This is a genomic window from Prauserella marina (genome assembly GCF_002240355.1).
In the GTDB taxonomy this organism is placed as follows: Bacteria; Actinomycetota; Actinomycetes; order Mycobacteriales; family Pseudonocardiaceae; genus Prauserella_A; species Prauserella_A marina.
The window spans coordinates 6,315,728-6,342,627 of record NZ_CP016353.1; the positions used below are offsets into that span (position 1 = coordinate 6,315,728).

25 protein-coding genes are annotated in these 26,900 nt (G+C 66.9%); 16 read left to right on the forward strand and 9 right to left on the reverse strand.

Annotation, left to right across the window (positions count from 1 at the left end; translation table 11 throughout):
- Window positions 1-107 precede the first annotated feature (107 nt).
- Window positions 108-851 (forward strand): SDR family NAD(P)-dependent oxidoreductase, encoded by a 744-nt coding sequence (locus tag BAY61_RS29280; RefSeq protein WP_091802884.1) that lies wholly within the window; start codon window positions 108-110, stop codon window positions 849-851.
- 36 nt (window positions 852-887) lie between these two features.
- On the opposite strand, the gene ssd is transcribed toward BAY61_RS29280, so the two are convergent.
- Window positions 888-2,012: a septum site-determining protein Ssd gene (gene ssd, locus BAY61_RS29285; RefSeq protein WP_245865534.1), complete on the reverse strand. Its 1,125-nt coding sequence runs from the start codon at window positions 2,010-2,012 to the stop codon at window positions 888-890.
- Between the two features lie 382 nt (window positions 2,013-2,394).
- On the opposite strand from ssd, the gene BAY61_RS29290 reads away from it, so the two are divergent.
- From BAY61_RS29290 to murQ, 6 genes are all read left to right on the forward strand, one after another.
- Window positions 2,395-3,255 (forward strand): HAD-IB family hydrolase, encoded by an 861-nt coding sequence (locus BAY61_RS29290; RefSeq protein ID WP_420848781.1) that lies wholly within the window; start codon window positions 2,395-2,397, stop codon window positions 3,253-3,255.
- 613 nt (window positions 3,256-3,868) lie between these two features.
- Window positions 3,869-5,638 (forward strand): glycoside hydrolase family 3 protein, encoded by a 1,770-nt coding sequence (locus tag BAY61_RS29295; protein WP_245865537.1) that lies wholly within the window; start codon window positions 3,869-3,871, stop codon window positions 5,636-5,638.
- Between the two features lie 37 nt (window positions 5,639-5,675).
- Entirely contained in the window at window positions 5,676-6,935 is a 1,260-nt protein-coding gene (locus tag BAY61_RS29300) for an exo-beta-N-acetylmuramidase NamZ family protein (protein ID WP_091802878.1), read from the forward strand.
- A gap of 76 nt (window positions 6,936-7,011) precedes the next feature.
- Window positions 7,012-8,685: a serine hydrolase domain-containing protein gene (locus tag BAY61_RS29305; RefSeq protein WP_091803818.1), complete on the forward strand. Its 1,674-nt coding sequence runs from the start codon at window positions 7,012-7,014 to the stop codon at window positions 8,683-8,685.
- A gap of 143 nt (window positions 8,686-8,828) precedes the next feature.
- Window positions 8,829-9,854: a MurR/RpiR family transcriptional regulator gene (locus BAY61_RS29310; protein WP_245865540.1), complete on the forward strand. Its 1,026-nt coding sequence runs from the start codon at window positions 8,829-8,831 to the stop codon at window positions 9,852-9,854.
- Between the two features lie 59 nt (window positions 9,855-9,913).
- On the forward strand, window positions 9,914-10,879 hold the full coding sequence (gene murQ, locus BAY61_RS29315; protein ID WP_091803813.1) for an N-acetylmuramic acid 6-phosphate etherase: 966 nt from the start codon (window positions 9,914-9,916) through the stop codon (window positions 10,877-10,879).
- 57 nt (window positions 10,880-10,936) lie between these two features.
- Here murQ and BAY61_RS29320 read toward each other — a convergent pair whose 3' ends face one another.
- Together BAY61_RS29320 and BAY61_RS29325 are read right to left on the reverse strand one after the other, a co-directional pair.
- Window positions 10,937-11,668: a Fic family protein gene (locus BAY61_RS29320; RefSeq protein WP_091802875.1), complete on the reverse strand. Its 732-nt coding sequence runs from the start codon at window positions 11,666-11,668 to the stop codon at window positions 10,937-10,939.
- The gene (locus BAY61_RS29325) at window positions 11,665-12,162 is read right to left on the reverse strand and encodes a phosphoribosyltransferase family protein (RefSeq protein ID WP_091803810.1); all 498 of its coding nucleotides are present in this window, start codon (window positions 12,160-12,162) and stop codon (window positions 11,665-11,667) included. The genes BAY61_RS29320 and BAY61_RS29325 overlap by 4 nt, the downstream gene beginning before the upstream one ends.
- Before the next feature lie 208 nt (window positions 12,163-12,370).
- Between BAY61_RS29325 and acs the strand changes: the two genes are divergently transcribed.
- On the forward strand, window positions 12,371-14,356 hold the full coding sequence (acs, locus tag BAY61_RS29330) for an acetate--CoA ligase (protein ID WP_091802871.1): 1,986 nt from the start codon (window positions 12,371-12,373) through the stop codon (window positions 14,354-14,356).
- 75 nt (window positions 14,357-14,431) lie between these two features.
- Here the strand turns inward: acs and BAY61_RS29335 are convergent, their stop codons facing one another.
- Complete coding sequence (locus BAY61_RS29335; RefSeq protein WP_091802868.1) at window positions 14,432-15,196, reverse strand: choice-of-anchor P family protein; 765 nt, start codon at window positions 15,194-15,196, stop codon at window positions 14,432-14,434.
- A gap of 80 nt (window positions 15,197-15,276) precedes the next feature.
- Window positions 15,277-16,092 carry a L,D-transpeptidase gene (locus tag BAY61_RS29340; RefSeq protein WP_091802865.1) on the reverse strand — a complete coding sequence of 272 codons (816 nt, stop codon included), beginning with the start codon at window positions 16,090-16,092 and terminating at the stop codon, window positions 15,277-15,279.
- 479 nt (window positions 16,093-16,571) lie between these two features.
- Here BAY61_RS29340 and BAY61_RS29345 point away from each other — a divergent pair, with 479 nt between their 5' ends.
- The 5 genes from BAY61_RS29345 (at window position 16,572) to BAY61_RS29365 (ending at window position 20,691) form a co-directional block, all read left to right on the forward strand.
- Window positions 16,572-17,060 carry a DUF6319 family protein gene (locus BAY61_RS29345; RefSeq protein ID WP_091802862.1) on the forward strand — a complete coding sequence of 163 codons (489 nt, stop codon included), beginning with the start codon at window positions 16,572-16,574 and terminating at the stop codon, window positions 17,058-17,060.
- A 61-nt stretch (window positions 17,061-17,121) separates the two neighbouring features.
- On the forward strand, window positions 17,122-17,847 hold the full coding sequence (locus BAY61_RS29350; protein ID WP_091802859.1) for a VIT1/CCC1 transporter family protein: 726 nt from the start codon (window positions 17,122-17,124) through the stop codon (window positions 17,845-17,847).
- 130 nt (window positions 17,848-17,977) lie between these two features.
- Window positions 17,978-19,192: a Na+/H+ antiporter NhaA gene (gene nhaA, locus BAY61_RS29355; RefSeq protein ID WP_245865546.1), complete on the forward strand. Its 1,215-nt coding sequence runs from the start codon at window positions 17,978-17,980 to the stop codon at window positions 19,190-19,192.
- 12 nt (window positions 19,193-19,204) lie between these two features.
- The gene (locus tag BAY61_RS29360) at window positions 19,205-19,738 is read left to right on the forward strand and encodes a phage holin family protein (protein ID WP_176879683.1); all 534 of its coding nucleotides are present in this window, start codon (window positions 19,205-19,207) and stop codon (window positions 19,736-19,738) included.
- Window positions 19,739-19,755: 17 nt separating this feature from the next.
- The gene (locus BAY61_RS29365; protein WP_091802853.1) at window positions 19,756-20,691 is read left to right on the forward strand and encodes an alpha/beta fold hydrolase; all 936 of its coding nucleotides are present in this window, start codon (window positions 19,756-19,758) and stop codon (window positions 20,689-20,691) included.
- A gap of 12 nt (window positions 20,692-20,703) precedes the next feature.
- On the opposite strand, the gene BAY61_RS29370 is transcribed toward BAY61_RS29365, so the two are convergent.
- The 4 genes from BAY61_RS29370 to nth are packed head-to-tail and all read right to left on the reverse strand — an operon-like array spanning window position 20,704 to window position 23,988.
- Entirely contained in the window at window positions 20,704-21,888 is a 1,185-nt protein-coding gene (locus BAY61_RS29370; protein WP_091803804.1) for a MarP family serine protease, read from the reverse strand.
- A 26-nt stretch (window positions 21,889-21,914) separates the two neighbouring features.
- On the reverse strand, window positions 21,915-22,613 hold the full coding sequence (locus BAY61_RS29375; protein ID WP_091802849.1) for an NUDIX hydrolase: 699 nt from the start codon (window positions 22,611-22,613) through the stop codon (window positions 21,915-21,917).
- The gene (locus BAY61_RS29380; protein WP_091802848.1) at window positions 22,610-23,221 is read right to left on the reverse strand and encodes a TlpA family protein disulfide reductase; all 612 of its coding nucleotides are present in this window, start codon (window positions 23,219-23,221) and stop codon (window positions 22,610-22,612) included. The genes BAY61_RS29375 and BAY61_RS29380 overlap by 4 nt, the downstream gene beginning before the upstream one ends.
- Window positions 23,218-23,988: an endonuclease III gene (nth, locus tag BAY61_RS29385; protein ID WP_420848779.1), complete on the reverse strand. Its 771-nt coding sequence runs from the start codon at window positions 23,986-23,988 to the stop codon at window positions 23,218-23,220. The genes BAY61_RS29380 and nth overlap by 4 nt, the downstream gene beginning before the upstream one ends.
- 117 nt (window positions 23,989-24,105) lie before the next feature.
- Here nth and BAY61_RS29390 point away from each other — a divergent pair, with 117 nt between their 5' ends.
- The 3 genes from BAY61_RS29390 (at window position 24,106) to BAY61_RS29400 (ending at window position 26,897) form a co-directional block, all read left to right on the forward strand.
- A complete protein-coding gene (locus BAY61_RS29390; protein ID WP_091802843.1) occupies window positions 24,106-24,357 on the forward strand; it encodes a hypothetical protein in 252 nt (83 codons plus the stop codon).
- 216 nt (window positions 24,358-24,573) lie between these two features.
- Window positions 24,574-25,248, forward strand: coding sequence for a Crp/Fnr family transcriptional regulator (locus BAY61_RS29395; protein ID WP_006238845.1), 675 nt, complete (start codon window positions 24,574-24,576; stop codon window positions 25,246-25,248).
- A gap of 377 nt (window positions 25,249-25,625) precedes the next feature.
- Window positions 25,626-26,897, forward strand: coding sequence for an MFS transporter (locus tag BAY61_RS29400; RefSeq protein ID WP_091802840.1), 1,272 nt, complete (start codon window positions 25,626-25,628; stop codon window positions 26,895-26,897).
- The last annotated feature ends 3 nt before the right edge of the window (window positions 26,898-26,900 follow it).

Genomic DNA, 26,900 nt, shown 5'->3' on the forward strand with positions numbered 1-26,900 from the left:
AAGTGTCGTACCCACCTGGACAATGCGCGAACTCCGGACAGGGCAGTGGGAATGAGCCGTCCGATTCCCGCCAGTGCCCCGAGGGCACCGTCGTCAGGATTGAACTCATGAACGAGAAACTTGCAGGCAAGGTCGCATTGGTCACCGGCGGCAGCAGAGGGATCGGCGCGGCGACGGCACTTCGGCTCGCGGCGGAGGGAGCCGACGTGGCACTGACCTATGTGAACAGTGCGGGCCTAGCGGAAGAGATCGCCGAGCGCATCAAGGCCGGCGGAACGAGGGCGCTGCCGATCAGGGCGGACAGCGCCCAGCCCGATGAGGTGGAAGCCGCTGTCGAGGCGACCGTCGCCGAGTTCGGAAGGATCGACATCGTCGTCAACAACGCGGGTGTCTTCACGACGGGAGCGTTGGACGACCTCGATGTCGAGGACTTCGACAAGGCATTCGCCGTCAACGTGCGCGCGCCGTTCGTCACCGTGCGCACCGCGGCGCGGCATCTCGAACAGGGAGGCCGCGTCATCAACATCGGCAGTAACGTCGGCGAACGCGTTCCGTTTCCCGGATTCTCCATTTACTCGGCGACGAAAGCGGCGCTCATCGGCATGACGAAGGCACTCGCGAGGGAACTCGGACAACGAGGCATCACGGTGAACATGGTGAGCCCCGGCCCCACCGACACCGACGCCAACCCGGCCGGAGGGCCGATGGCCGCTGTCCTGACCGGCCACACCGCGCTTGGCCGCTTCGGGCAACCAGAAGACGTCGCGGCGGCAGTGGCTTACCTCGCGAGCGACGACGCGGGCAATCTCGCGGGCGCGACGATCAACGTGGACGGTGGATTCAACATCTGATCCAGCTGCTGACGGCGTGCTGAAAGGTGCACGTCGTCAGCAGGACGAACGCAGCTCGGCAAGAACGGCGAGGGAGGCTTTGCCGAGCGAGCTTGTGGAACGGGGCCGGAACACGCCTCGTTCTAGTTCCTTGCGCAACGTGCGGTCATGGTGGAGCCAGCCGAGCGAGCGGACCCCGACGGCGCTCGCGACGTCCGCCTCGGTGAGGCCGTCGAGCGCGGGCCCTTTCACGAGCACCCTGACCTTGTCGAGGCGGTCGGCGAAGCCCGCGAGCACCGTGGTGGCGGCGACGCAGGCACGCACCTCCGCTGGAACGACGATCACGACGAGGTCGGCGCGGGCGAACACGTCACCCGCGCCGCGGCCCGGCCTGCGGGGCACATCGCACACGACCGTCCTGCCGCCCCTTCTTCCCGCGTCGACGACGGCGGCGACCGACTCGTCCCCCGGCCCTTCACCGGACCGGTCGCACGACAGCACGGACATGCTTCCCTCGCCGTGTCGGCTGCCAGGCAACGCGGACGCGAGCGCGCTCATCGAAACCGGCCCCGCCTGGACCCGCACATCCGGCCAGCGAAGCCCCTCGCTCAGCTCGGCGCCGAGCAGCAGATCGATTCCGCCGCCCAGCGGGTCGCAGTCCACGAGCAAGGTCGCCGCTCCCGAACGGGCGGAGGCAAGGGCAACCCCGGCGGACAGCACGGAGGCACCGGCTCCGCCTCTGCCTCCGACGACAGCGAGAACGGGACCGCGCTCGCCACGTGGCCCTTCGACGACGTCGGCCAGCGCGGCGACGAGCGTCTCCTCGTCGTCGGGAAGCGCGACTACTCCTTCGGCGCCCGCCGCGAACGCTCGCCGCCACGAGTCCGCGACCGGGGCCCCTTTGCACACCAGGAAAACCCCGTGCCTGCGCGGCAGGCGCACAGCCTCCGTTTCGGCCATGGCCAGTTCGTCGACCACCACCAGTGGAGCGGTGTTCCACCTTGTCGCGGCGGCTCCGACGTCCATCGCCCTTTCGATATCGCAGCCGACGGCTGCCGCGAGGCGGAGCACCTCGTCGAGCACGGCATCGTCGGCGGCCACCACGAGCGGACGATGCTCGTCGGACAACGGCTGATTTCGGTGTCGCCGCGCGTTCGGCTCGTGTTCGGTCGGCACGCTCACATTCCCCCCGGTACGTCTTTCATCGGCTTCCCACACTCGTGCCTGGCCGGGCGGGCCACAAGACGCTTCCCGCCGATCTGTGGACAACCAGCCGGCTGTGGACAACCTGGGAAAAGGGGGCGGCCCTCGCCAGGGGGGAGGAGCGAGGGCCGCCGGAAGTTCAGCCCCGGGGGGTCGGGCTGAACCGCACCGAATCGACATCGGATTCCTCAACTGTAGCTCGCTCTTCGAGGAAGGAGGTCTTCGCGAAGCACCCACAATTCGGTAACGGCACTCGTGGCCGGAGCAGCGTTCCTGTGCTGGATTTTCCGACGGATCCGAGCCCGGTCCGCCCGCACGCGGCGGGCGAAAGTGTCACGAGCTGATCACCTATCGTTGGGAGGTGTCCGAACCCAGCATTACCTCGCCGAGCACCGACGAGACAGCGACATCGACCGTGAAGCCGGCGACAGGCCCCGTCGCCGCGTTCTTCGACCTCGACAAGACCATCATCGCCTCGTCGAGCGCACTCGCGTTCAGCAAGCCCTTTCTGCGCAAGGGACTCATCAACAGGCGGGCGGCGCTGAAGAGCGCGTACGCCCAACTCGTTTTCGCGTTGTCGGGCGCCGACGCGGACAAGACGGAACGTTTGCGTGCCGAGATTTCAGCGCTGTGCGCGGGCTGGGACGTCGCACAGGTCCGCGCCGTCGTCAACGAGACACTGCACGACGTCGTCGCCCCGCTCGTCTACGCGGAGGCCGCCGAACTCATCGCGGAGCACAAGGCGAAGGGACACGACGTCATCGTGTTGTCGGCAGCGGGCGAAGAGGTCGTCACGCCCATCGCCGACATGCTGGGAACCACGAGAAGCATGGGCACCCGCATGGAGGTCATCGAAGGGCGCTATTCGGGTGAGCTGGAGTTCTACTGCTACGGCGAGCAGAAGGCGGTGGCGGCGAAGCGCTTCGCCGCCGAGTACGGCTACGACCTCGGCGCCTGCCATGCCTACACCGATTCGAGCACCGACATCCCGTTGCTTGAGGTCGTCGGCAACCCGCACGCGGTGAACCCCGATCGCATCCTGCGCAAGCACGCGACCGAGCACGGCTGGCAGGTGCACTCGTTCAGCAACACGATCTCGCTGCGGACTCGCATTCCGGCGCCGTCGCCCACGACGCTCGCCGCGGTCGGCATCGGCGTGAGCGCGGTAGCGGCGGGGGCGACGATTTACGGACTGTCGCGCAAGCGTCGCAAGGAAGCCTGATCGCCCACCCACATGGCCCACTGTGACCGCGCACAGCATCGCGGGCTCACGGAAAAGACACGCGCTCGTCACTACATCGAGCCTCTGTACCGGTGCACCCCTCTACCCTCTTGAAGTGACGGCCGTCACTCGGTAGAAAAGTGATGCGGACATCTTGTCGGCCAGGGGCAAGGCAGAAGAGAAGCCTTGTCCACCCCGGAAAGATCTCCGTGCGCGGACTCCGGGCACCCACGCTGGGCACGCCGCGGGAGGCTTGTCGTTAAGGGACTGCGTATCGGGACGCCGGACGCCGAGTACCCGGAAATACGACACGAGTTGCAGCTTGGTCACCCGAGCAGTCCGCGCGAGCAGGCGGCGCCCGTTGACAGTCATGTCACGGGCGCCGCCAGCGTGTCGGCACTTTTCACGACATCTCATGACCTTGAAAAGCCACCGACGTTCGGTCGTTGACCCTCCGTCATTTCGTCAGTAGCTTTCCGATGCTGGCGCGTTCGCGTGGAAAACCCACCAACGCCTATCCCGGGAGGCTGCCGTGACCATCCCCATCCCCAGACGCCGGAAAACGAGAGGCTGGAGAACCTGTGCGGCGACGACGATCGCAGGACTTCTTGCCGTGACGGCGGGGACGGCGTCGGCGTCCCCGCAATCCGGACCGGAACCGCACCAGGGCAACACCACGAACCAGGCTCGTGAATGGGCCGAGCGCACGTTGCGCGGCATGGACCTCGACCAGAAGGTCGGGCAACTCTTCGTCGCCGACGTGTGGGGAACATCGGCGACCGAGCCCCACGAGGGCAACACCGACAAGTACGGGGTCGGCACCGCGGCCGAAGTCGTGCAGCGCTATCAGGTCGGCGGCGTCATCTACTTCAACCACGCGGGCACCGACAACATCGAGACGCCGAGGCAGGTCGCCGGACTTTCCAACGGATTGCAGCGAGCCGCGCTCTCCTCCGGAGCCGAGGTGCCGCTGGTCGTTTCCGTCGATCAGGAAGGCGGAAGGGTGACCAGGGTCGGCAGCCCCGCGACCGAGTTCCCGAGCGGCATGGCCATCGGGGCGACGAGAGACGCGGGCGCGGCGCGGGACGCGGCGGCGATCAGCGGATCCGAACTGAGGGCGATGGGGATCTCCCAGGACTTCGCTCCCGACGCCGACGTCAACTCCAACCCGTTGAACCCGGTGATCGGCTCCCGCTCGTTCTCCTCGGATCCCGCGCTGGCGAGCGAACTCGTCGCCGCGCAGGTCGACGGCTACCAGAATTCGGCCGCGGAGACCAAAACCGTGTCAGCCGCGGCCAAGCACTTCCCCGGTCACGGCGACGCCGCGACCGACAGTCACACGGGACTTCCGGTGATCGACCGGACCGAGCAGGAATGGCGAGAGACCGACCTTCCTCCGTTCGAGGCCGCCATCGAGGCGGGTGTCGATTCGATCATGACCGCGCACATCACCGTGCCGAGCCTCGACGCTTCCGGGAATCCGGCGACCCTTTCCGAGCCGATCATCAACGGCATTCTGCGCTCCGAACTCGGTTACGACGGCGTCGTGGTCACCGACTCACTGCAAATGCAGGGTGTTCGCGAACTGCACCCTGACGACGAGATCCCGGTACTCGCCTTGCAGGCGGGAGTCGACCAGATGTTGATGCCGCCCGATCTCGACGTCGCGATCGGCGGCGTGCTCGGCGCGGTCGAGGACGGCAGGCTCACCGAAGAGCGCATCGACGAGAGCGTGCTGCGGATACTCGAACTGAAGTACAACCGGGGTGTCGTCGCCGAGCCCTATGTCGACGAGAACACGGTCGACGAGGTCGTCGGCACGCAAGCCAACCTGGCAAGGGTCCAGGAGATCACGGACGGCAGCACGACGGTGTTGCGCAACGACGAGGGGCTACTGCCACTCACCGGACGGGAACGCGTGCTGGTGACCGGCTGGAATCGATCCGACTACCCGGGGTATCCGGCTGAGCCGGTGGACGCGCTCGCCTCCGCCATCGGGTCCACGGCGACCGGCTTGTCGACCGGGGCGAACCCCGACGCGGCCACTGTCGAGTCGGCCGTCGCCGCCGCGGGCGACGCCGACGTCGTCGTCGTGCTGACCAACGGGCTCAGGGGCGATCCGGGCCAGGTCGACCTCCTGAACGCGATGCGGCAGACGGGCAAGCCGGTCGTCGCCGTTTCCGTGCAGGAACCGTACGACCCCGGGTATGCCGACTCCGCGACGTGGGTCGCCACCTACGACTGGCGCGCGGTGACGATGAACTCGCTCGCGAAGGTCCTGCTCGGCCAGCATTCACCCCAGGGAACATTGCCGGTAGCGATCCCCTCCGGCGATGACTCAGGTAACACCCTCTTCCCGTTTGGACACGGGTTGACGTGGTAGTCGGTCCGGGAATCCGAGGGAGAGGGACGACGAACTGATGGCGGTCAACCGGCGCCTCTTCCTCGCCGCGAGCGCACTCGCCACCCCGGTGTTGTGCACGAGTTCGTCGTTCGCCGTCGCCGAACCGATGAACCAGCCCGGCTCGGTGGTGCCGGGAGCCGACCGGTTGGCCGCGGAGGGCTGGCGGCGCCTCTCCGGCAGGAAAGTCGGCGTGCTTTCCAACCCGACCGGTGTGCTCGCGAACTCCGATCACATCGTCGACTCGCTCGTGGCGGCCGGGGTCACCCCGGTCGCCGCGTTCGGACCCGAGCACGGTTTCCGTGGCAGCGCGCAGGCCGGTGGTTCGGAAGGCGATTACGTCGACCCCCGCTCGGGAGTCCCCGTCTACGACGCCTACCGGGCGAGTGCCGACGAGCTGGCTGCGATGTTGACCAAAGCGGGAGTCGACACCGTCGTGTTCGACATCGCCGACATCGGCGCCCGCTTCTACACCTACATCTGGTCGATGTACACGGCGCAGCTCGCGGCGGCGAAGACCGGCGCGAGTTTCGTCGTGCTCGACCGGCCGAACCCGCTCGGCGGCGACGCTTTCGGTCCCGTGCTCGACCCCGCCTTCGACTCCGATGTCGGCCTCAAACCGATCGCGCAGCAACACGGCATGACGGTCGGCGAGCTGGCAAGGTTCTTCGCGGCCGAGTTCCTTCCCGACGAGGGCGTCGAACCAGGCGAACTCGATGTCGTCGAGGTCGCCGGATGGCAACGCGACTCACGCTTCGCCGAAACCGGGCTCGTGTGGGCGGCTCCCAGTCCCAACATGCCGACGCCGGAGACCGCGCTCAGCTATGTCGGCACCGGTTTGTTCGAGGGCACGGAACTGAGCGAGGGAAGGGGCACGACGCAACCGTTCGAGACCATCGGCGCTCCCGGGATCGACTGGCGGTGGCGAGAGGAACTGGCGACGTCGGGGCTCGGGGGCGTGACGTTCAGGGAGACGTATTTCGTGCCGACGTCGGGCAAGTTCGCGGGACAGGACTGCGGTGGGGTCACGCTGGCGGTCACCGATCCCCACGCCTACGACGCGATCGGTACGGCGGTGACCATGATCGTGTCAGCGAAACGGTTGTACCCCGGCGTCTTCCGCTGGCGGGAGGACAACTTCATCGACAAGCTGGCGGGATCGGACCGGCTCCGGCGACAGGTCGACGCGGGAGCCGGCACAGAGGAGATCGTCGGCGCGTGGCAGCGGGAACTCGCGGACTTCCGGACGCGGCGCGAGCCGTACCTGCGGTATCGGTAGCGAGAGGGACGGGGTGGCCGTGCGAGGGAGAATTGCTCTACTGACCGGGATACTGGTGTTCACGGGAGCGAGCTCGATGGCGTCGACCAACCCGGCGAGCGGCCGATTCGACCAGCCCTACACCGGTTTCGCACCGGAGACCACGGTGCTCGCCGAGGTGACGCCGGAAGAAGCGGGACTCGACCCCGCTCCGCTCCGCGCGGCAGGGGACCAACTGCGCGCGTGGACCGGAAGTGAGGCCGTCGAAGGACATCCGTTGTTCGCGGGCGCCGTCGGCACTCTCGTCCACAACGGCATGGTCGTCGACACCGTCACGGCAGGAAGCGCCGTGCGGTACGCGGACGGCTCCGGCACCGAGTTGCCCGCGAACGAACAGGTCCCGATGCGCGCCGACACGATCTTCGACATGGCGTCGGTGACGAAGCTGTTCACCTCGATCGCGGTGCTTCAGCTCGTCGAGGACGGCAAGGTCGACCTCGACGCGCCCGTCGCCGAATACCTGCCGGAGTTCGCGGCGCAGGGCAAGGGATCGATCACCGTCACGCAGCTGCTGACCCACACCTCGGGGCTGGAACCCGAACTGCCGCTGTGGCGGGACTGGCCCGACAAGGCCGCGAGGATCAAGGCCGTCATGGACGTGCGCCCTCAGAACCGGCCAGGCACCACGTATACCTACTCCGACCTCAACCTGATCACGCTCGGCGTCTTGGTGGAGCGGGTCTCGGGGACGGGACTGGACGAGGCGGTGTCCCGGCGCATCACGGGACCGCTCGGCATGACCGACACGGGTTTCAATCCCCCCGAGGCCAAGCTGGACCGGATCGCGGCGACCGAGTACCAGGCCGATCCACCACGCGGGATGGTCAGGGGCCAGGTGCACGACGAGAACGCCTGGTCGCTCGGCGGAGTCTCCGGGCACGCCGGGATCTTCTCCACGAGCGGGGACATGGCAGTGCTCGGCCAGTCGTTGCTCAACGGCGGCGCGTACGCGGGCAAGCGCATCCTGCGCGAGGACACCGTGCGCACGATGCTGACGAACTACAACACGAGGTTCCCCGGCGACGATCACGGACTCGGCTTCGAACTGAACCAGCTCTGGTACATGGGAGGGCTCTCGTCGCCGACCACGGCTGGACACACCGGCTACACCGGCACGTCGATCGTGCTCGATCCCCAGTCGCGGTCGGTGGTCGTGCTGCTGACCAACCGTGTCCACCCTTCGCGCTCGTGGGGCTCGATCAACCCGGCGAGGCAGGCGTACGCGACGGGACTCGCCCGCGCGATGGCCGTGCGTCCGGCGAAGGGGCCTCGTGCGTGGTTCAGCGGTATCGGCGACTCGCGTACGGCCACGCTGACAACGCCTCCGCTCGCGCACACCGGCGGCGACCTCTCCGTCGACTTCGCCACGTTCGTCAACAGCGAGCCCACCGACCCGCTGGTACTCGAAGCCAGTTCCGACGGCCACCGGTGGCAGCCGGTCGAGCTTCGAGTGCGTGGCGAAGGGGCGCCGGAGGGACCGGTGACCGCGCTCGCCGGGACCGGTCACCGTTCGTGGTGGAACGTGCACGCATCCGTTCCGGCGACGGGAAACGTGACTTTACGTTGGCGATTCACCACTGACGGGAGCAACACCGCGCGTGGCAACTATGTCGACGCCGTCAGGGTCACTGCCGACAAAAGGGTTTTACTGGACGGAGAGCGGCAACCCTACGCATTTGCAGGGGACGGTTTCAGGTTGCTCGGTCGCTAATAAGTTGCAGAGTCGTTAGCCAAATCAGGTTAACAGGCCAGACTCGGTTGGCGACTTTCTCATCAACGAGGAAAAAGTGGCCTGGACGTGGGAACACGCTCAGCTTGCGATCAATCCGGAAGGTGTGGGTAACCTTGTCGCAGATGCCTATGGTTAGTAAGTTTCCCACGGTCAGCGGGGTCGACACGGTCGAGCCCGTCGAACCGGTAGCGCCCGACGGTCCTGAGTTCATCGCCGAGACCCCCAAGGGCGCCGTGGAACGTGACGCCGATGCGAGCCCGTTGGTGCGCATCCGTTCGCTGTTGCCTGGTCTGGCAAGAGCGGAGCAACGAGTGGCGAAAGTCGTACTCGAAGACCCTTCGGCGGTCGCCCGCCGGAGCATCACGGAAGTCGCGCTCGCCGCCAGCACCAGCGAGACGACGGTCACCAGGTTCTGCAAGGCGATCGGGGTCGGCGGCTATCCGCAGCTTCGCATCGCGCTCGCCGCCGACACCGCGAGGACCGCCGCTCGCTCGTCGCGCAATCTCGGCGGTGACATCACGATGGAGGACGACCTGGCTTCCGTCGTGAACAAGGTCAGCTTCGCCGACGCGAGAGCGGTCGAGGAAACGGCCGAGCAACTGGATGTCGGCGAACTCGAACGCGTCATCGATCTGCTCGCCGGTGCGGGCAGGGTCGACGTGTACGGCGTCGGCGCGAGCGCCTTCGTCGCGGCCGACCTCCAGCAGAAGCTGCACCGCATCGGCAGGGTGAGCTTCGCGTGGTCCGACACGCACATCATGCTCACCTCGGCCGCTGTACTGAACGAAGGCGACGTCGCGGTGGGCATCTCCCACACGGGGGCGACGACGGACACGGTCGAGGCGCTGCGCGTGGCCCGCGAACACGGCGCCACCACGGTCGCGCTGACCAATTTCCCTCGCTCGCCGATCACCGAGGTGGCCGACCACGTGCTCACGACGGCTGCCCGCGAGACGACGTTCAGGTCCGGCGCGACGGCGAGCCGCATCGCGCAGCTCACCGTCATCGACTGCCTCTTCATCGGCGTCGCGCAACGGCACATGGACGACGCGGTTCACGCGCTCGACGCGACCAGAGACGCGGTCGGCACGCACCGGCTCGGAGTTCGTCCCGATGGCAGGAGGCGGCCACGGGAAACCGGAAAGTGACCCAAGAGAGAAGCGCGGCCCGAGCCGCGCGCTCCGAACCACAGACAGTGAGGCGAATGATGGAGGTGGGGGCGGCGAGCCGCAGGGGGCTTGGACACAGCTCCGCGACGCTACCGGTTGTCCACGTGGAGTCGCCGACGGAGCAACGCAATCCGCGAACGGTCGACATCGACAAGATGTCGACGGCAGGCATTCTCTCGGCCATCAACGCGGAGGACACTCGCGTTCCCCAAGCGGTGCGCGCGGTTCTGCCGCAGTTGGCGACCGCGGTCGACTACGCGGCCGAAGCTCTGAAGAACGGTCACCGCGTGCACTATGTCGGAGCGGGAACCTCGGGAAGGCTCGCCGTACTCGACGCCGCCGAGCTGATCCCCACCTTCAACATCCCGCCGGACTGGTTCGTCGCCCACCACGCGGGCGGGGAAAGGGCGCTGCGGCACGCCGTCGAGAACGCGGAGGACGACGAGCGCGCCGGCGCGGCCGAGGTCGACTCGACGGTGGTGGCCGGTGACTTCGTGCTCGGACTGACCGCATCGGGCAGAACGCCGTACGTCTTGTCGGCTCTGCGGGCCGCGAAGCGAGCGGGCGCGGGTACCGGCCTGATCTCCGGCAATCCCGGCGCGCCGTTCCCGCCGGATCTCGACGTGCTCGTCGCGGTCGACACGGGGCCGGAAACCATCGCGGGGTCGACGAGAATGAAAGCGGGTACCGCGCAGAAGATCATCCTGACCTCGTTCTCCACCGCGACGATGGTCAAGCTGGGCAGGACCTACTCGAATCTGATGGTCAGCATGCGGGCGACCAACGCGAAACTGCGCGGTCGTACACTGCGGATCCTGCGCGAGGCAACGGGAATGAGCGCACAGGACTGCGATGCCGCACTGACCGAAGCGGACGGTGACCTCAAGGTCGCCCTCGTGCGTCTACTCGCGGGAGTCGACGTCACGACGGCCGTCGAAGCATTGGTGCGCGCGGACGGTCACGTCCGCAACGCGCTGGACTCGGTGCGCGCGCGGGCTTCCTGACCAAACAGCGGCTCAGGGAAGGGGCCACGGAACGACACGGCATGCGGGTCGATACACCTAGGTGGCGGCCTCGGCGATGCTCGTCGCTTCGCGAGCCCCTGCCTCGAACGCCTCGCACGAGAACAACAACCACTCCCGCACGCCATCGGGGGTTCCCGAGGCGAACGCCTCCGCCGCCGAGGTGTAGGCACGGAGCCTGCGGTAGTAGGACACTTCGGGAACCGTCAGTGCCTTCGGGTCGAATCCCGTCGCGACCATCGAGAGCCTGCTCGCCGCTCTCGCGACGACGCCGTCGGCTGAGGAAAAGGCCCGCAGTGCCAGCAATTCGCCGTGTACGACGGCTGAGAGCACCGGACCGGGAACGCTGGTGGCTCCCGTCGTGAGCTGACCGAGTAGTTCGAGCCGCGACGCGACCCCGGCAGCCGCACGTGGCCTGCCCAGCGCGTCGGCGTCGTCGGTCAGGTCGGCTGCCGCGAGCACGTGCATCCTGGCGAGCGCTTGCGAGGGGGCACGGCGCCAGGTGGGAAGCAGCGATTCGAGCGATTCCGCGACGCGCAACGCACCGGCGAGCAACGGATCGCTGACCGCGCCCTCACTGGGTAGTTCGGGATCGGCACCGTCGACGGCAGCCGACGCCCTCGCGGCGCGGACGGAAGCCTCGGCGGCCGTCGCCGAACCGTCACGAAGATTCGCGCGATGCCGGTGTACCGCGAAAACGGCATCCTGCGCTTTCTTTGCCGCCTCGGCGACGCCGTCGAGTTCGAGCAACTGGGCAAGCGGATCGGTCATGCGTCGAACACCTGGCCCGTGCGTTTGACGACGGGCGGCAACGTCGACCACGGAAAGTTGATCCACCTGTCGGTCCGCCGCCACACGTATTCGCACGACACGGTCGACGCCGGTTTCTCGTAGACGACGGCGCAGCGCACATCGGCCACCTGGTCGGCGCAGAAGTCGCGGACGAGCTTCAAGGTCGCCCCGGTGTCCGCGACGTCGTCGGCGATCAGCACCGTCGCGCCCGCGAGATCGACCGCGTTGGGAACGGGCGGCAGCATCACGGGGAGATCGAGTCGTTCGTTGACTCCGGTGTAGAACTCGACGTTCATCACGTGAAGGTTCTTCACGTCGAGTGCGTAGCCGAGCGCGCCTGCGACGAACAGCCCGCCGCGGGCGATCGAAAGGATCAGGTCAGGCTCGAAGCCACTGTCGGCCACCTGCTCGGCAAGCTCCCGGCTCGCCGAGCCGAAGAGGTCCCAGGTGAGCTCCTCACGCTCCGCCATCAACACAGTCCTTTCCCGCCGGTTACTCCCGTGAGCATAAGCGGACGCTTTGCGGGGACCTCGCCCCGTGGGCGACCGCTCGTCAGCCGCTTGTCGTCAGCTGCTTGTCCCGGCTCACCACCTGGCTGCAACCTTTTACATGCCGTACTAACGTCGCTACCGTCGCCGCGGGCGCAGCCGCACGATTTCGCACACCAGGAGGCCAAGCACCATGACAGAGCAGTCGCCGGCACTCGACAACCTGCTGACCGAGAGCCGCACCTTTCCTCCGAGCGAGCAGTTCGCCGCGGAAGCGAACGCGACGGCAGACTGGTACGCGGAAGCCGACGCCGACAGGGAGGCGTTCTGGGCCAAACAGGCCGAGCGCCTGCACTGGGACACCAAGTGGGATCGCGTACTGGACTGGTCGGAAGCCCCGTTCGCGAAATGGTTCGTCGGCGGCAAGCTCAACGTGGCCTACAACTGCGTCGACCGGCACGTCGAAGCTGGGCACGGCGACCAGGTCGCGATTCACTGGGTCGGCGAACCAGGCGACACCCGCGACATCACCTACGCCCAGCTCAAGGACGACGTCTCCAAGGCGGCCAACGCGCTGACCTCCCTCGGCATCGAGGCAGGCGACCGGGTCGCCATCCAGTTGCAGATGATTCCCGAGGCGATCGTCGCCATGCTCGCGTGCGCGCGCATCGGCGCCGTGCACAGCGTCGTGTTCGGCGGCTTCTCTCCTTCCGCGCTGCGCCAGCGGGTCGACGACGCGGAAGCCAAGGTCGTCATCACTTCCGACGGCCAGTACCGCAGGGGCAAGGCCGCCGCGATGAAGGCCGGCGTGGACGAAGCGCTCGAAGGCGCGGCGAGTGTGCAAAAGGTCGTCGTCGTGCGGCGCACCGGCGACAACCTCGAAGGAGAGGTGCCGTGGACCGAAGGCCGTGACGTGTGGTGGCACGACCTCGTCGACGCGCAATCCGCCGAGCACACCCCCGAGGCGTTCGACTCCGAACAACCGCTCTACATCCTCTACACGTCCGGCACGACGGGGAAGCCGAAGGGGATCCTGCACACGTCGGGCGGATACCTGACCCAGGTCGCCTACACCCACGACGCGGTCTTCGATCACAAGCCGGGCAAGGACATCTACTGGTGCACGGCCGACATCGGCTGGGTCACCGGGCACTCCTACATCGTGTACGGCCCGCTCGCCAACAGGGTCACGCAGGTCGTTTACGAAGGCACACCGAACACGCCGCACGAGGGCAGGCACTGGGAGATCGTCCAGAAGTACAAGGTCTCCATTTACTACACCGCACCGACACTGATCCGCACGTTCATGAAGTGGGGAGCCGACATCCCCGCCAAGTACGACCTGTCCTCGCTGCGGGTGCTCGGCTCGGTCGGCGAACCGATCAACCCCGAGGCGTGGATGTGGTACCGCGAGCACATCGGCGACAACCGTTGCCCCGTCGTCGACACGTGGTGGCAGACCGAAACCGGGGCGATCATGATCTCGCCGCTTCCCGGTGTCACGGCGGCGAAGCCCGGTTCGGCGCAGCGGCCCCTTCCCGGCATCTCGGCCAAGGTCGTCGACGACACCGCGACCGAAGTCGGCAAGGGCGGCGGCGGTTACCTCGTGCTCGACAAGCCGTGGCCTTCGATGCTGCGTGGCATCTGGGGCGACAACGAACGCTACCGCGACACCTACTGGTCGAGGTTCGCCGACAAGGGCTACTACTTCGCGGGTGACGGCGCGAAGTACGACGCCGACGGCGACATCTGGCTACTCGGTAGGGTCGATGACGTCATGAACGTCTCGGGCCACCGGATCTCGACGACGGAGGTGGAGTCGGCGCTCGTGTCGCACCCGACCGTCGCCGAGGCCGCCGTCGTCGGCGCGACCGATCCCACGACAGGACAGGGAATTGTCGCGTTCGTCATCCTGCGCGGCGCGGCAGGCGAGGAAGCTGGTGGCGCCGAAGCGATTCAGGCGTTGCGCGATCACGTGTCCAAAGAGATCGGTCCGATCGCCAAGCCACGGCAGATCATGGTCGTGCCGGAACTTCCGAAGACCCGCTCCGGAAAGATCATGCGGCGGCTGCTGCGCGATGTCGCGGAGAACAGGGCGATCGGCGATGTCACGACGCTCGCCGACAGCTCCGTCATGGATCTGATCTCCAGTGGCCTCAAGACGGACTCGGAAGACTGACCTCACCAAAAAATGGCCCCCGCCAAAAGGCGGGGGTCATTTTCATGGTGAGGGCGGAAAGAATTCCGGAGGAACTCAGCCGGTCACGTCAAGGTGAGCCTTGACGGGGGTGGGGACGGGCGCGGCGCCGACCTGCGAACCGCCGTTGTCACCGTTGTCGCCACCGTTGTCACCGTTGTCGCCGTCGTCCCCGCCGTTGTCGTCGTCACCGGGAGGGTCGGTCGGCTCGGGCTGCTCGGGAACCTCGGCTGCCTCGGCGCAGGTGGCCGAAGCGACGTCGATGGTCTGGAGACCGTTGACCTCGATGGAGATCGCGGTCACCGTCAGCGAACCGTCGTCGTTCTGGGTCTGCTTGTTGAGCAGAACCGAAGCGACGCCGGGAACCTCGACACCCGTGTTGGGCGGCGCGGAAACGTCGAGCGGGATGTCGCCGAGCTTCGCGTTGGCCAGCGAGGAGGAACCGACGCCGTTGTCGCACGTCGCCTCGACCGCTTCGGCGGAAAGCAGCGGCTTGGAGAGGCCGAGGTCCGCGAGCGGGCTCAGGTCGAGCGAGAGGCCCGCGACGCTCGACTTCGCGAAGCCGTCACCGGCACGCGCGTTGAGCAGTTCGACGTGCGCGAGCTGCTGCTCGGCGCCGATCTCGGCGACGGACTTCTCCGCGGCGCCGTTCGTGTCGTCGACGTAGGGGACGGGGTCGATCTTGATGAGCCCGGTCGCGGAAAGCGCGAAAGCCGAGTTCTTCGCCTCGTCAGCGCTCGCGGCGGGCGCGAACAGCATTCCGGCGGTCAGCGCGGCGGAGGCCGCTGCGACACCACAGGCGGCGAGTCGTCTCTTGGACAATGAATTTACCCTTCGGGAAAGCAAGAACAAGCCAGACATGTTCAAGCGTTAGAGATAAATGCGTTCACACACAAACAAACTCAGACGATGTTGACGATCGTTCCGAGCGGGAGTTTGACGAGTTCGTCGAGAGCTTCCTTGGTCACCCTGATGCACCCGTCACTCGTTTCCTTGCCGACGAAGCTGTCGTCAGGCCAGGTGTGGATTCCGACGGTACCGGGGCCACCGCCGAAGGTTTCGTGCGAGTCCGAGTGGAAGCTGAGCGGAAGCACGATGGGGCTGTAGTCGTTCACCGTCTCCTCGATGGAGGCGATGATGTAAGCACGACCCTTCGGCGTCGGGTATTCCTTCTTGCCCGTGCCGATCGTCCAGCTTCCGATCGACTCGCCGTTCTTCGTGATTTCGAGTTGGAAATCATCACGATCGATGTTGACCACGAAATCGTTTTGGGCTGCTTCCACCTCGTCGGTTCCGGTGTGGATCCAGCCGCTCGCCGCGTTGGGCCTCGTGGGCAACAGGATTTCCGCCCACTCGCCCTTTTCCGCGATGACAGGGACCCAGGTCGGCGAACCGACCTGCGTGGTGGGCAGCTTCGCGATGGGCTCGCCGCCGGCCTCGTTGTAGACGACGAGGTCCTTCTTGGGGTGAAGCACCTTCCCCGTGCTCTCCCCGCCGGAATCCTTCGCGGCGTTGGGCAGGTCACCGTATGTCGTGGCGTCCGGCAGCTTCGTCAGGTCCTCTTGGCTGACCGCGACCGGTGCGACGTCACCGCCTGCCGCTTCTTCTTCTCCACCGCAAGCGACGGTGAGAAAAGCGAGCGAGGTGGCCGCCACGGCTGCCACGAGTCGTCCCGACCGATTCCCCCCGCGATGGCGGGAGGTGCCACGTCTATCCATCGATCACTGCCCCTGCGTGAGAGTTGCTTGGTTGAACACGTACGCGGAGAACCCCAGAGGTTGCCCGAACGGCAGGGTCGACTACCGAACGCGTACGCGGCGACACGGAATTCTTAACGGGCAACCAACGGCTGATCAAACGTTCGGCGACTTTGCCGACAAGTCGCCTGTCAGCGGAAACAGCACATTTGCCCAGTTCACGCACCCGAGTGCGGATCACTCGAAGGTGTTATCGCAGACTTACTCGCCGCTACATCTACTTCGACAATCCGTCGTCAAGTAGTGGTCCAGGTCACCAGAGAGTGATCATTCGACAGTGTCCGCGAGTCCCACTGAACGGCAAACCCAGCCGCGCCATTTACCGGTTGCTGGGGAACAATTCCGCGAAGGGCCGAAGCCCTCCCACACTTCATCGAACGTGTGTTCTATACTTCCGGCCGTCGTAGCCGGACGCCACCAACAGGGAGACCGCACTCGCCATGAGCTTGGACACATCGACAACACCGGACGAGCGGCTGGATTCCACCGATTCCGCGCAGGTGGAGCCACCGGAACAAACGGCCGAGACAAGCAACGGCGGCACACCCGCCGAGTCGTCCGCGCGGGAATCGGCCGCCCCCGACAACGAGACGGCGGAGACACCCGAGGCCGAGAGCAAGCCCAAGCGCGGAAGGCCGAAGGGCGGGACCGCGCGCAAGACCCGCACCGTGGAACTGACACTGACCGTCACCGGCACCGCCGATGGCGAATGGCAGGCCGAACTCAAGCACGGCAGCAAGTGGGTCGCCCGCGGCCTCGACATCCCGGCCGCCGCTGTCTCGCGAGCGGCGAAGGAGTTGCACGCGGACCTGTCGGTCCCCATCGACGAGGTCATCAACGCGGCGCGCGAACAGCAGCAGGCAAAGGTCGCCCAGCTCGAAGCGGAACTTGAGCAGGCGAAGCAGACACTGGCCGAACTGGAAAACTGACCGGGTGCCCATCGCGCGCCGCTGCCCTGCACCGGCGCGCGATGGGCGGTTGAATACCGGCGTGACCGACACATCCGGGGCGCCACGACCGCACAGCGGCGAAAGCCATCGCGGTATCGGCAGCAAACTCAACTGGCTCAGGGCGGGAGTGCTCGGGGCCAACGACGGCATCGTCTCGGTCGCCGGCCTCGTCGTCGGCGTCGCGGGCGCGACGAGTGATCGCTCGGCCATCGTCGTCGCCGGGGTAGCCGGTCTGGTGGCGGGCGCGCTGTCGATGGCGGGCGGCGAATACGTATCCGTCAGCACCCAGCGCGACACCGAACGCGCCATGCTCCGGCTGGAGAAGCAGGAACTGCGCACCATGCCGGAGGAAGAAGAGCGCGAACTCGCCGGCATCTACGAGGAACGGGGCCTTTCCCCAGAACTTGCCGCGAGGGTGGCTCGCGAGCTGACCGAGAAGGACGCCCTGCAAGCGCACGCCGACGCCGAGTTGCGCATCGACCCGAACGACCTCACCAACCCGTGGCACGCCGCGTTCGCTTCGATGGCAGCCTTCACCGTCGGCGCGCTCCTTCCGCTACTCGCGATCGTGTTCCCTCCGACCTCATGGCGAGTGTGGACCTGCGTCGCCGGAGTCGTGATCGGACTGGCCATCACCGGTTTCACCAGCGCCCGGCTCGGCAACGCGCGGGCAGGTAGGGCCGTCGCGCGAAATGTCGGCGTCGGCCTGCTGACGATGCTGGTCACCTACGCCGTCGGCCTGCTCTTCGGAGTCAGCACCGGCTAGGTCGAACGGTTACGGCCGGTGGTCGTCGTCACCACAAGGGACCACTCACGTCCGTGTCCGGTTAGGGTGTTCCGCGGGTGTGCCGGGAAGTCTGGTCGGCGAGTTGAACCGTCGACCGTTGGAGCTGCCCGTGACGACACCGTCGCGCCCCCGTTCATCTCCCGCCGAGTTCGTCCGTTTCCTTCGCATGGAGACGACCGGCGGCATACTTCTTCTCTGCGCGACGGTCATCGCGCTGGTTTGGGCCAACTCGCCGCTCGCCGACGTCTACCAGAGCGTCAAGGATTTCCGGGTGGGCCCCGAGTTCCTGCACCTCAACCTGACCATCGGGGACTGGGCGAAGGACGGCCTGCTCGCGGTGTTCTTCTTCGTCGTCGGGCTCGAACTGAAACGCGAGCTCGTCGTCGGCGACCTTTCCAACGTCAAAGCGGCCGCGCTGCCGATCGTCGCCGCGATCGGCGGCATGATCGTTCCAGCCGGGATCGCGTTGACCGTCGGCTGGGGCTCGCCCGGTATCGACAAGGCATGGGCCATCCCGGTCGCGACCGACATCGCCTTCGCACTCGGAGTGCTCGCGTTGGTCGGCTCGGCCCTTCCCGGCGCGGCGAGGGTCTTCCTTCTTTCCCTCGCCGTCGTCGACGACCTCGGCGCGATCATCGTCATCGCGGTCCTCTTCACGGCGGGTTTCGACCTCGTCGCCGCCGGAATCGCGGTCGCCGCGCTCGCGCTGTACGCCTTCCTGCAACACAAGCGGGTACAGGCGTGGTGGATCTACGTACCGCTGGCCATCGTGGTCTGGGTCGCCGTGCACACCACAGGCATCCACGCGACCATCGCGGGCGTCGCGCTCGGCCTGCTCACCAGGGTGCGCAGCGACAAGGGCGAGCGGCACTCGCCCGCCGTCCGGCTCGAACACCGGTTGCAGCCGTGGTCGGCAGGTCTCGCGGTACCGGTCTTCGCGTTGTTCGCGGCAGGCGTCGCCATCACCGGCGGCGCGCTCGGCGCCGTCTTCACCGAGCCCGTCCCGCTCGCCGTCATCTGCGGCCTGTTGATCGGCAAGGTCGTCGGCATCATGGGGGCGAGCGCACTGGCCGTGAAACTCGGCCTCGCCACCCTGCCAAGCAGCCTGGCCTGGCGTGATGTGGGCGCGCTTTCGATGCTCGGAGCCGTCGGATTCACGGTCAGCCTGCTCATCGCCGAACTCTCACTCGAAGGCGAACAGGCCGAATTGGCCAAGGCCGCGGTGCTCATCGCGTCGGCCATCGCCTCGCTCACCGCGGCGCTGCTCCTGGTTCGTCGCAGTAAGGTGCATGCCAGAGGCGCGCCCAGCGAGCTTTCACATTGATCACATGGCACGATGAGGGCCGTGAGCAGCCCCAAACACCAATTCGACGACAGCGACGGCCCGGTCCCCTATCTGCCGCTGTCCGAGGAAAACGCGACAGCGGCGGACGGGCAGTCGATCGGCGCGCTCGTCAAAGACGCGACGCAGCACATGTCCACGCTGTTCAGAGCCGAAGTCGAGCTGGTAAAGGCCGAGACGGTCGGTGAAGCGAAGAAGGCCGCCAAAGGCAGCGCCTTCTTCATCATCGCGGGCGTCATCGTCCTCTACAGCTCGTTCTTCTTCTTTTTCTTCCTCGGTGAACTGCTGTCCGAGTGGCTGATGCGCTGGGCCGCCTTCGGCATCGTGTTCCTGCTCATGCTGGTCACCGCCGGTCTGCTCGGCTTCCTCGGTTACCGGAAGTGGAAGAAAGTCAGGGCTCCGCAGCGCTCCATCGACAGCATCAAGGAGACCGCCGCGGCGCTCAAGCCACGACGGCAGTCCGAGAGCGGCGAGCACGGTACCGGCCTGACCTCGGCCACCGAGTTCCGCTCGCCGGAACGACGCTGACGTCGCGCGGCACGGCCGTGCGAGCCCCCGATCCCTCGACCGTCCGCCTTGCCGGTCCGTGGACACACAGGGACGTCTCGGCGAACGGAATCCGGTTGCACGTCGCCGAAGCCGGATCGGGGCCGATGGTGCTGCTGCTGCACGGCTTCGCGGAGTTCTGGTGGACCTGGCACCACCAGTTGCGTTCGCTCGCCGAAGCGGGCTTCCACGTTGTCGCCGCCGATCTTCGTGGTTACGGGGATTCCGACAAGCCTCCGCGCGGCTATGACGCGTGGACGCTCGCCGGCGATGTCGCGGGGCTGGTCAGGGCGATGGGGCAGCGGCAGGCACATCTCGTAGGGCATGCCTGGGGCGGAATGCTCGCGTGGACGGCGGCCGCGCTGCATCCAAGGGTCGTCGCGTCGGTGTCGGTGCTCGGCGGTGCTCACCCGCTCGCGCTGCGCTCCGCGATCGCCAGATCCGCTGTTCGCCGTAAGGGAAGCCAGGCAAGAGCCATGGGACACCTGCTCCGGTTTCAGACTCCGGTCTCGCCGGAACGCGGCCTGGTGAAAGACGAAGCCGCCGCCGTCGAGACGCTGCTTCGCGCGTGGTCGGGCGACGAGTGGCGCGACACCGCCGATTTCGCCGTCACGGCAAGGACCTTTCGCAACGCGATGCTGGTTCCCGGCGTCGCGCACAGCGCGCTTGAGTACTACCGCTGGGCCTTCCGCGCACAGTTTCGCGGCGAGGGGAGGCGGTTCACCGAGGCCATCGACGTCCGTCCATCGATGCCGGTTCTCCAGTTGCACGGATCAGCCGACCCGTGTGTGCTGCCGAGTACCGCCCGCGATTCGGCACCGTGGCTAGGGCCGAGGTCGCGCTTCGAGACGTTGCGGGACATCGGGCACTACCCGCACCTTGAGGAACCCGGCAGGTCGACGGAGGCCATCGTCGATTTCCTGCGCGCGACCTGACGGAACCGGCGGCTACCGTGTGCACGGCCCGGTGTCGACCCCCGCGCCGAAGTTGCCCGCCTGCTCGACCTCGGCTCGCACCTCGTCCGCCGTCAAGACGAAACCGGTCTCCGGGTCCTCGACGGAAGCACCGAAGATGACGCCGATGACTCTGCCCTGCGGGTCGACCATGGGGCCGCCGGAGTTCCCGCTTCGCACCTGACCGCGCACCGTGAAGACGTCCCTTTCGACGGTGTTGGCGTCGTAGATGTCGGGGCCCCTGAGGTTGATCTGCTGCCTGACGCGCAACGCGGTCGCCGTGTAGGGGCCGTCGAGCGGGTAGCCGAGCGCGATGGCGTCGTCGCCCGCGCTCGCGGGCTGCTGTTCAAGGGGGAGTACAGGGGCGGCGAGGCCGGGAACGGCGAGGATGGCGACGTCGGTCTCGGGGTCGTAGTGGACGACTCGCGCGCTGAGCCTGCCTCCTTGGGTCTCGACGGCGGTCTCTTCGGTGCCCGCGACGACGTGTGCGTTGGTCATGACGCGCTCGGGGCCGATCACGAAGCCGCTGCCTTCGAGCGAGCGGGAACAGGAAGGGGCGATGCCCCTGATCTTCAGCACGCTGCTCTGCAACCGCTGCACGACCTCGCTGTTCTGCAACGCGGTGTCGGGCGGTCCGATTTCCCTGACCGGCGCGTTCTGGAACGGGTCCACAATGGACGGAAAGCCGGACGCGTCGAGCAATTGCCGCAGTTCGGCGGGAAGGCCCTGTGCCGCGTCCGGCATCATCGAGTTGACGCCACCGAGCACGACCGAGTTGTTGATCGCCCTCGCGAGGCCAGGCAACGAGGCGACGCTGGTGAGCGGGAGCGCGATCAGCCAGGCGACGACGAAAACGACCGCGCCCTGCATGATCGCGCCGAGCGTGCTGTCGACGCCGGAGAGTTTCGGCGACTTGATCTTGCGTTTGAGCTTGCCGCCGAGCCATACCCCCAGCGTCTCGCCGAGCGCGACGAGAAACACCACGGTGCCGATCGCGAACGCGACCTTCGCGGCGGGGTGATCGAAGAAGTCGATGACGAGCGGCGCGAGCCGGATGCCCAGCAGTGCTCCGCCGATGACACCGAGGAACGCGGGCAACGCGATCACGACGCCCTGGCGAGCACCGGAGACAGCGGCGAGGATGGCCACCAGCACTACCAGTACGTCGACCCAGTTCAACGCCACTCCCTATCCGCTCACCACAGTCACCCAGCACCCGAATGCCGCGCACGAGCCTCGTGCCGCGCCAACGCTACGTCAAGATCGCGCACATCCGTGTGATCCCACTCCTGCTCCCAGCCGCCGAGCGTGAGCAGCACGGACAGCAAACCCGCCGTGAAGCCCCACACGAACAATCCGCCGACATCGAAGGCCGGCCCCTTCCACTCGGCACCTTCCCTCTTGACGAAGAACCGGTTTGCCGGATCACAGAGTTCGGCCAGTGGCACCCTCGCGACGGCTGCCGTCTCACCGGGGTCGACGGCGTGCACCGGCGAGGGTTGCGACCAGTGGGCGAGAACGGGAGTGACCACGAACCGTGACACCGGTACCCAGAGCTTCGGCAGCACGGCGATGGGCCGTACACCGGCCGGATCGACGCCGGTCTCCTCCTCGGCTTCCCGCAGCGCGGTGCCGACGGGCCCCGCGTCACCTTCCTCTGCTCCTCCGCCGGGAAAGGCGACCTGACCGGCATGCGAATCGAGGGTGTCCGCCCTGCGCAACAGCAGTACGTCAGGTTCGGCCTCATCGCCACCGAACAGAATGAGCACCGAGGCGTCTCTGGTCGCGGTCCCCTTCGGCACCGCGAACCTGGTGAACGTCTTCTCGTCGAGGTCACCGCTGATCTCGACGAGGCCACGCAACCAGGCAGGCGCCTCGGCGGGGTCGATGAGCGGACCGGTCACGCGGCACCGCCGACCGCGTCGCGGATCTCCTGGACGGACGTGAACAACCTCGGCTCGGTCACGAGACGCACGTCACCGTCGGCTGAAACCAGGTAGGAGGCAGGCAACGCCCTCGGCACTCGCAGCGCCGTGCGCACCGGTCCGGTAGGGCCGTCACCGTCGTGGAAACCCGGCAACTCGACCCCGAGTTCGGCGAGCAGGTCGAGTCCTTCCCGCTCCGAGCTCTCGACCTGAACGGTCAGAACCCTGATCGCCCCCGGTTGCTCGGCGTACTCGGCGAGCAATGGCAGCTCGTCCCTGCACGGTTTGCACCAGGTAGCCCAGAAGTTCACCAACGTCGGCTCACCGGAGAGCGCCGCGCCGACGTCGACTCGCGAACCGTCGGCGAGACACGTCGCGGTGACCCCGCTCAGCTCGCCGGAGTCAGCGGCGTTTTCCGAGCCGGATGGGCATGGCTGGAGCGCGGCGGCCTCTCTCGCGGCGCCGAGATCGTCGGCGGCCCGAGCACCGGAGGGATCGGTCGCGTCGTCGACCCGCGGCAGCAACGCCACGATCAGCGCCAGCGCGAGAACGCCTGCCGCGAGTGCCCATTTCGTAGCTGTGGTCAAGAGCCGGTCACCATCGCGAGCAGGTGCTCGCGCTCCGGCCCCTTGACGAGCTTGGCCGCCGCATCGAACTCGGTCGGCCCCGCGCCGTAGGAGGGACAGTCGTTCGCGAGCGGGCACGCTCCGCACGCGGGCTTCCTCGCGTGGCAGATCCTGCGCCCGTGAAAGATCACCCTGTGCGAGAGCATCGTCCAGTCCTTGCGGGGAAACAGCGTGCCGATCTCGTGCTCGACCTTGACCGGGTCGTCTTCGGTCGTCCAACCCCACCGGCGGACGAGCCTGCCGAAGTGGGTGTCCACTGTGATCCCTGGAACACCGAAAGCCTCGCCGAGCACGACGTTGGCGGTTTTCCTTCCCACGCCCGGCAGTTTCACGAGCTGGTCGAGTTTGCCTGGTACCTCGCCGTCGTAGCGCTCCACCAACGCCGCACCGAGCCCGAGCAGTGAGCTGGTCTTGTTGCGGTAGAAGCCGGTCGGGCGGATCATTTCCTCTAGTTCGACCCGATTGGCACCCGCGTAGTCGGCAGCGGTCGGGTAGCGGGAGAACAAGGCCGGGGTGACCTCATTGACTCGCTGGTCAGTGCATTGCGCCGAGAGGATCACGGCGACGAGCAGTTCGAGAGGGGTGGAGAAGTCGAGTTCGCAGTGAGCGCCCGGATACGCCTCGTCGAGGCAACGTTTCATCCTCCGTGCGCGTCTTACCAAAGACAACCGACTCTCCGCAGCGAATGAACGTCCCTTTCGGGGGGCTTGACCAACGGCTGACGACACCCCGCTAGCCTACGTGCGCCGCCCGATCAGGGGAGCACGTGCTTCGCCGTGACCGGGTCGGGACAACAACCGGGTGCGGGGAATTCGAGCCGCCACGAGTGAGGATCGGGAGTCTCCATGACCGTCTGGTTCGTCATCGCGGTACCCCTGGTGATCATGCTTTTCGCACTGGGGATGGAACGCGTTGAGAACCGGCTCCGCCACGTGTCCGTGCGTGGCGAGGACGTCGAAGAGTTCCTTGAGCAGGCTCATCCCGAAGAAGTGAGAGCCCTTTACGGACACGGAATCGGCAGGGCGCTGGAGCTCTTCCGGCTGCGCCGCCTCGGCGGAAGGACGGGCAAGCTCAAGTCCCGTCGAGTCCGAGGTTAGGCTGTTTGGTCGGACGAGATCATTCCGGATGCCGTTTTAACAGGCAGTATCCGCGCGAACGCGCTCAGACAGCGTGCATCACTCGCACAAGGGATGCTCGCGCTTGCGACGGCGAGCCGGGAAGCGATCTCGGGGGCACGCCCTACACTGCATGTAGTGATCGGCGACACGCTCCTCCAATCGAGGATCGGGGTCGCTTCTCAAAGGAGGCACGACGTGGACGAAACCCTGGCCCGGGCGGGCATTTTTCAGGGTGTGGAACCGGCAGCGGCCGAGGCGCTTGCACAGACCTTGGAGACTGTGGATTTCCCTCGCGGCCACGTGATCTTCAACGAGGGCGAGCCGGGCGACAAGCTCTACATCATCAAGTCGGGCAAGGTGAAGATCGGACGCAAGTCCGCGGATGGTCGGGAGAACCTGTTCCAGATCATGGGGCCTTCCGACATGTTCGGTGAGCTGTCGATCTTCGACCCCGGTCCCCGTACCTCGACCGCGACGACCGTGACCGAAGTGAGCGCCGTGACGATGGACCGGCCCGCGCTCCGCCAGTGGATCTCGACGCGGCCGGAGATCGCGGAGCAGTTGCTGCGCGTAGTGGCGCGCAGGTTGCGCCGCACGAACAACATGGTCGCCGAACTGATCTTCACCGACGTTCCTGGCCGGGTCGCGAGGGCGCTGTTGCAGCTCGCTCAGCGGTTCGGCAGCCAGGAAGCCGGCCTGCTGCGGGTCACACACGACCTCACGCAGGAAGAGATCGCTCAGTACGTCGGAGCCTCGCGGGAGACCGTCAACAAGGCGCTCGCCGACTTCGCACACCGTGGCTGGCTGCGACTCGAAGGCAAGAGCGTGCTGATCCTCGATCCGGAGCGATTGGCTCGCCGGGCCCGCTGACCAGCGGAACCACCTGACGGCAGACATAACAAGGGGCCGGGCGCCACCCCCGACGTGGCGCACCGGCCCCTTGCTGTGCGCGGACCATCCCCCGACAGCCCGCGCTCCCCGCCCTCCGGATGTAGGCCCCGACCCGATCCCGGAGGGAGTCTATGTACTTCGCGATTCACGGCGATCGCCGTGAACTTCTTTCAACGATCCCACGACCCCTACCCACTAACTCAAGGCCGTTCACTCTCAAGGACGCTTCGAGGTCTCGTTTGATGCCTGAAACAGGCGCACTGTTACCTAACCGAGATCAACGTACCCGTTCGGGACGGCTTCACACCTGTTCGCGACAGCTCGCAACCACATAAATAACTGGTACACCCGTACCAATGCGCTGCATACTGGTGAGCGTGCCCGACTCCGAGTCCCACGGCCGCACGACCCTCGCCGACTACCGCACCGCACTGAGCACCCCAAGGGCGCGCAGGCCCATGGTGGCATCACTACTCGCCAGACTGCCCATCGCGATGATCGGTATCTCGGCCCTGCTGTACGTGCAACATCAGACCGGTTCCTTCGCCATCGCGGGGCTCGTTTCGGCGAGCGCGCTACTCGGAGTGTCCGTCGGCTCGGTCGTGCAAGGCAGGATCATCGACCGATTCGGTCCCACCAGACCCTTGCTGCTCGTCTCCACGGTCTTCGCGGTGATCATGACCGGACTGGTGCTCGCCATCGAAGCCAAAGCACCCAGCCCGGTGCTGATCGCGCTCGCGGCCGGTATCGGGATCAGCGAGCCGATGACGGGCACCGCGTCGCGAGCCCTGTGGGGACGCCTGCTGCCTGCCGGATCGACCCGCAACGCCGCGTTCTCCTACGAGGCCATCAGCATGGAGGTGTTCTTCATCCTCGGGCCCGGCCTGGCCGGAGTACTGGTCACCGCCCCGTGGCCCGGCACGGGAATCGTGCTCGGCGCCAGCTGCATGATCACCGGAGCCGTGATGTTCGCGCTGAGCCCTGCCGTCAGGGAATGGGGCCCTGCCGAGAAATCGAAGCGCAGGCTGCTCGGCGCTCTCGCCAGCCCAGGCATGCGCACTCTCGCGCTCGCGGCGCTCGGTTTCGGCATCGTCCTCGGCTTCGTCGAGGTCGCCGTCCCCGCTGCCGCCGAGGCAGCCGGCCACCTCGCGATCGGCGGCCTGCTGCTGTCGCTGTGGTCGGTCAGCTCGGTCGGCTTCGGCATCGCCTACAGCCTCAAACCCTGGCCACGAACCATGCGGTTGAGACTTCCGGTGCTCCTGGCCGTCTTCGGTGTGCTCGTCGCGATGCTCGCGCTGCCGACCTCGCTGTGGGGACTCGCGCTGGCTTTGCTCGCGGCCGGAGCGCTCATCACTCCCCAGTCGACGACGCACTCGACCACGATCGAGATCGTCGCGCCGAAGGGCACGGCCGCCGAGGCATTCGGCTGGGTGCTCACCTCCATCACCCTCGGCCTCGCGCTCGGCCAGTCGGTGAGCGGTTACCTCTCCGAGCACTACGGTCCGCCTTCGGCGTTCGTCGCCGCTGCGGTGTGCGCGCTCGTCGTCTCCTGCGTCGTGTGGTTCTTGCGCGGCACGATCCGGCAGCCGCTGCCTGACGAGTCGCGCGGAGCGTCGATGGCTGCCTGAAAC

Coding starts and splice junctions, on each gene's coding strand:
- BAY61_RS29400 (WP_091802840.1), top strand. CDS start 25,626: ATGCGCTGCATACTGGTGAGCGTGCCCGACTCCGAGTCCCACGGCCGC.
- acs (WP_091802871.1), top strand. CDS start 12,371: ATGACAGAGCAGTCGCCGGCACTCGACAACCTGCTGACCGAGAGCCGC.
- BAY61_RS29320 (WP_091802875.1), bottom strand. CDS start 11,668: ATGACCGATCCGCTTGCCCAGTTGCTCGAACTCGACGGCGTCGCCGAG.
- BAY61_RS29360 (WP_176879683.1), top strand. CDS start 19,205: ATGAGGGCCGTGAGCAGCCCCAAACACCAATTCGACGACAGCGACGGC.
- BAY61_RS29390 (WP_091802843.1), top strand. CDS start 24,106: ATGACCGTCTGGTTCGTCATCGCGGTACCCCTGGTGATCATGCTTTTC.
- BAY61_RS29280 (WP_091802884.1), top strand. CDS start 108: ATGAACGAGAAACTTGCAGGCAAGGTCGCATTGGTCACCGGCGGCAGC.
- BAY61_RS29300 (WP_091802878.1), top strand. CDS start 5,676: ATGGCGGTCAACCGGCGCCTCTTCCTCGCCGCGAGCGCACTCGCCACC.
- BAY61_RS29310 (WP_245865540.1), top strand. CDS start 8,829: ATGCCTATGGTTAGTAAGTTTCCCACGGTCAGCGGGGTCGACACGGTC.
- BAY61_RS29305 (WP_091803818.1), top strand. CDS start 7,012: ATGGCGTCGACCAACCCGGCGAGCGGCCGATTCGACCAGCCCTACACC.
- murQ (WP_091803813.1), top strand. CDS start 9,914: ATGGAGGTGGGGGCGGCGAGCCGCAGGGGGCTTGGACACAGCTCCGCG.
- BAY61_RS29345 (WP_091802862.1), top strand. CDS start 16,572: ATGAGCTTGGACACATCGACAACACCGGACGAGCGGCTGGATTCCACC.
- BAY61_RS29340 (WP_091802865.1), bottom strand. CDS start 16,092: ATGGATAGACGTGGCACCTCCCGCCATCGCGGGGGGAATCGGTCGGGA.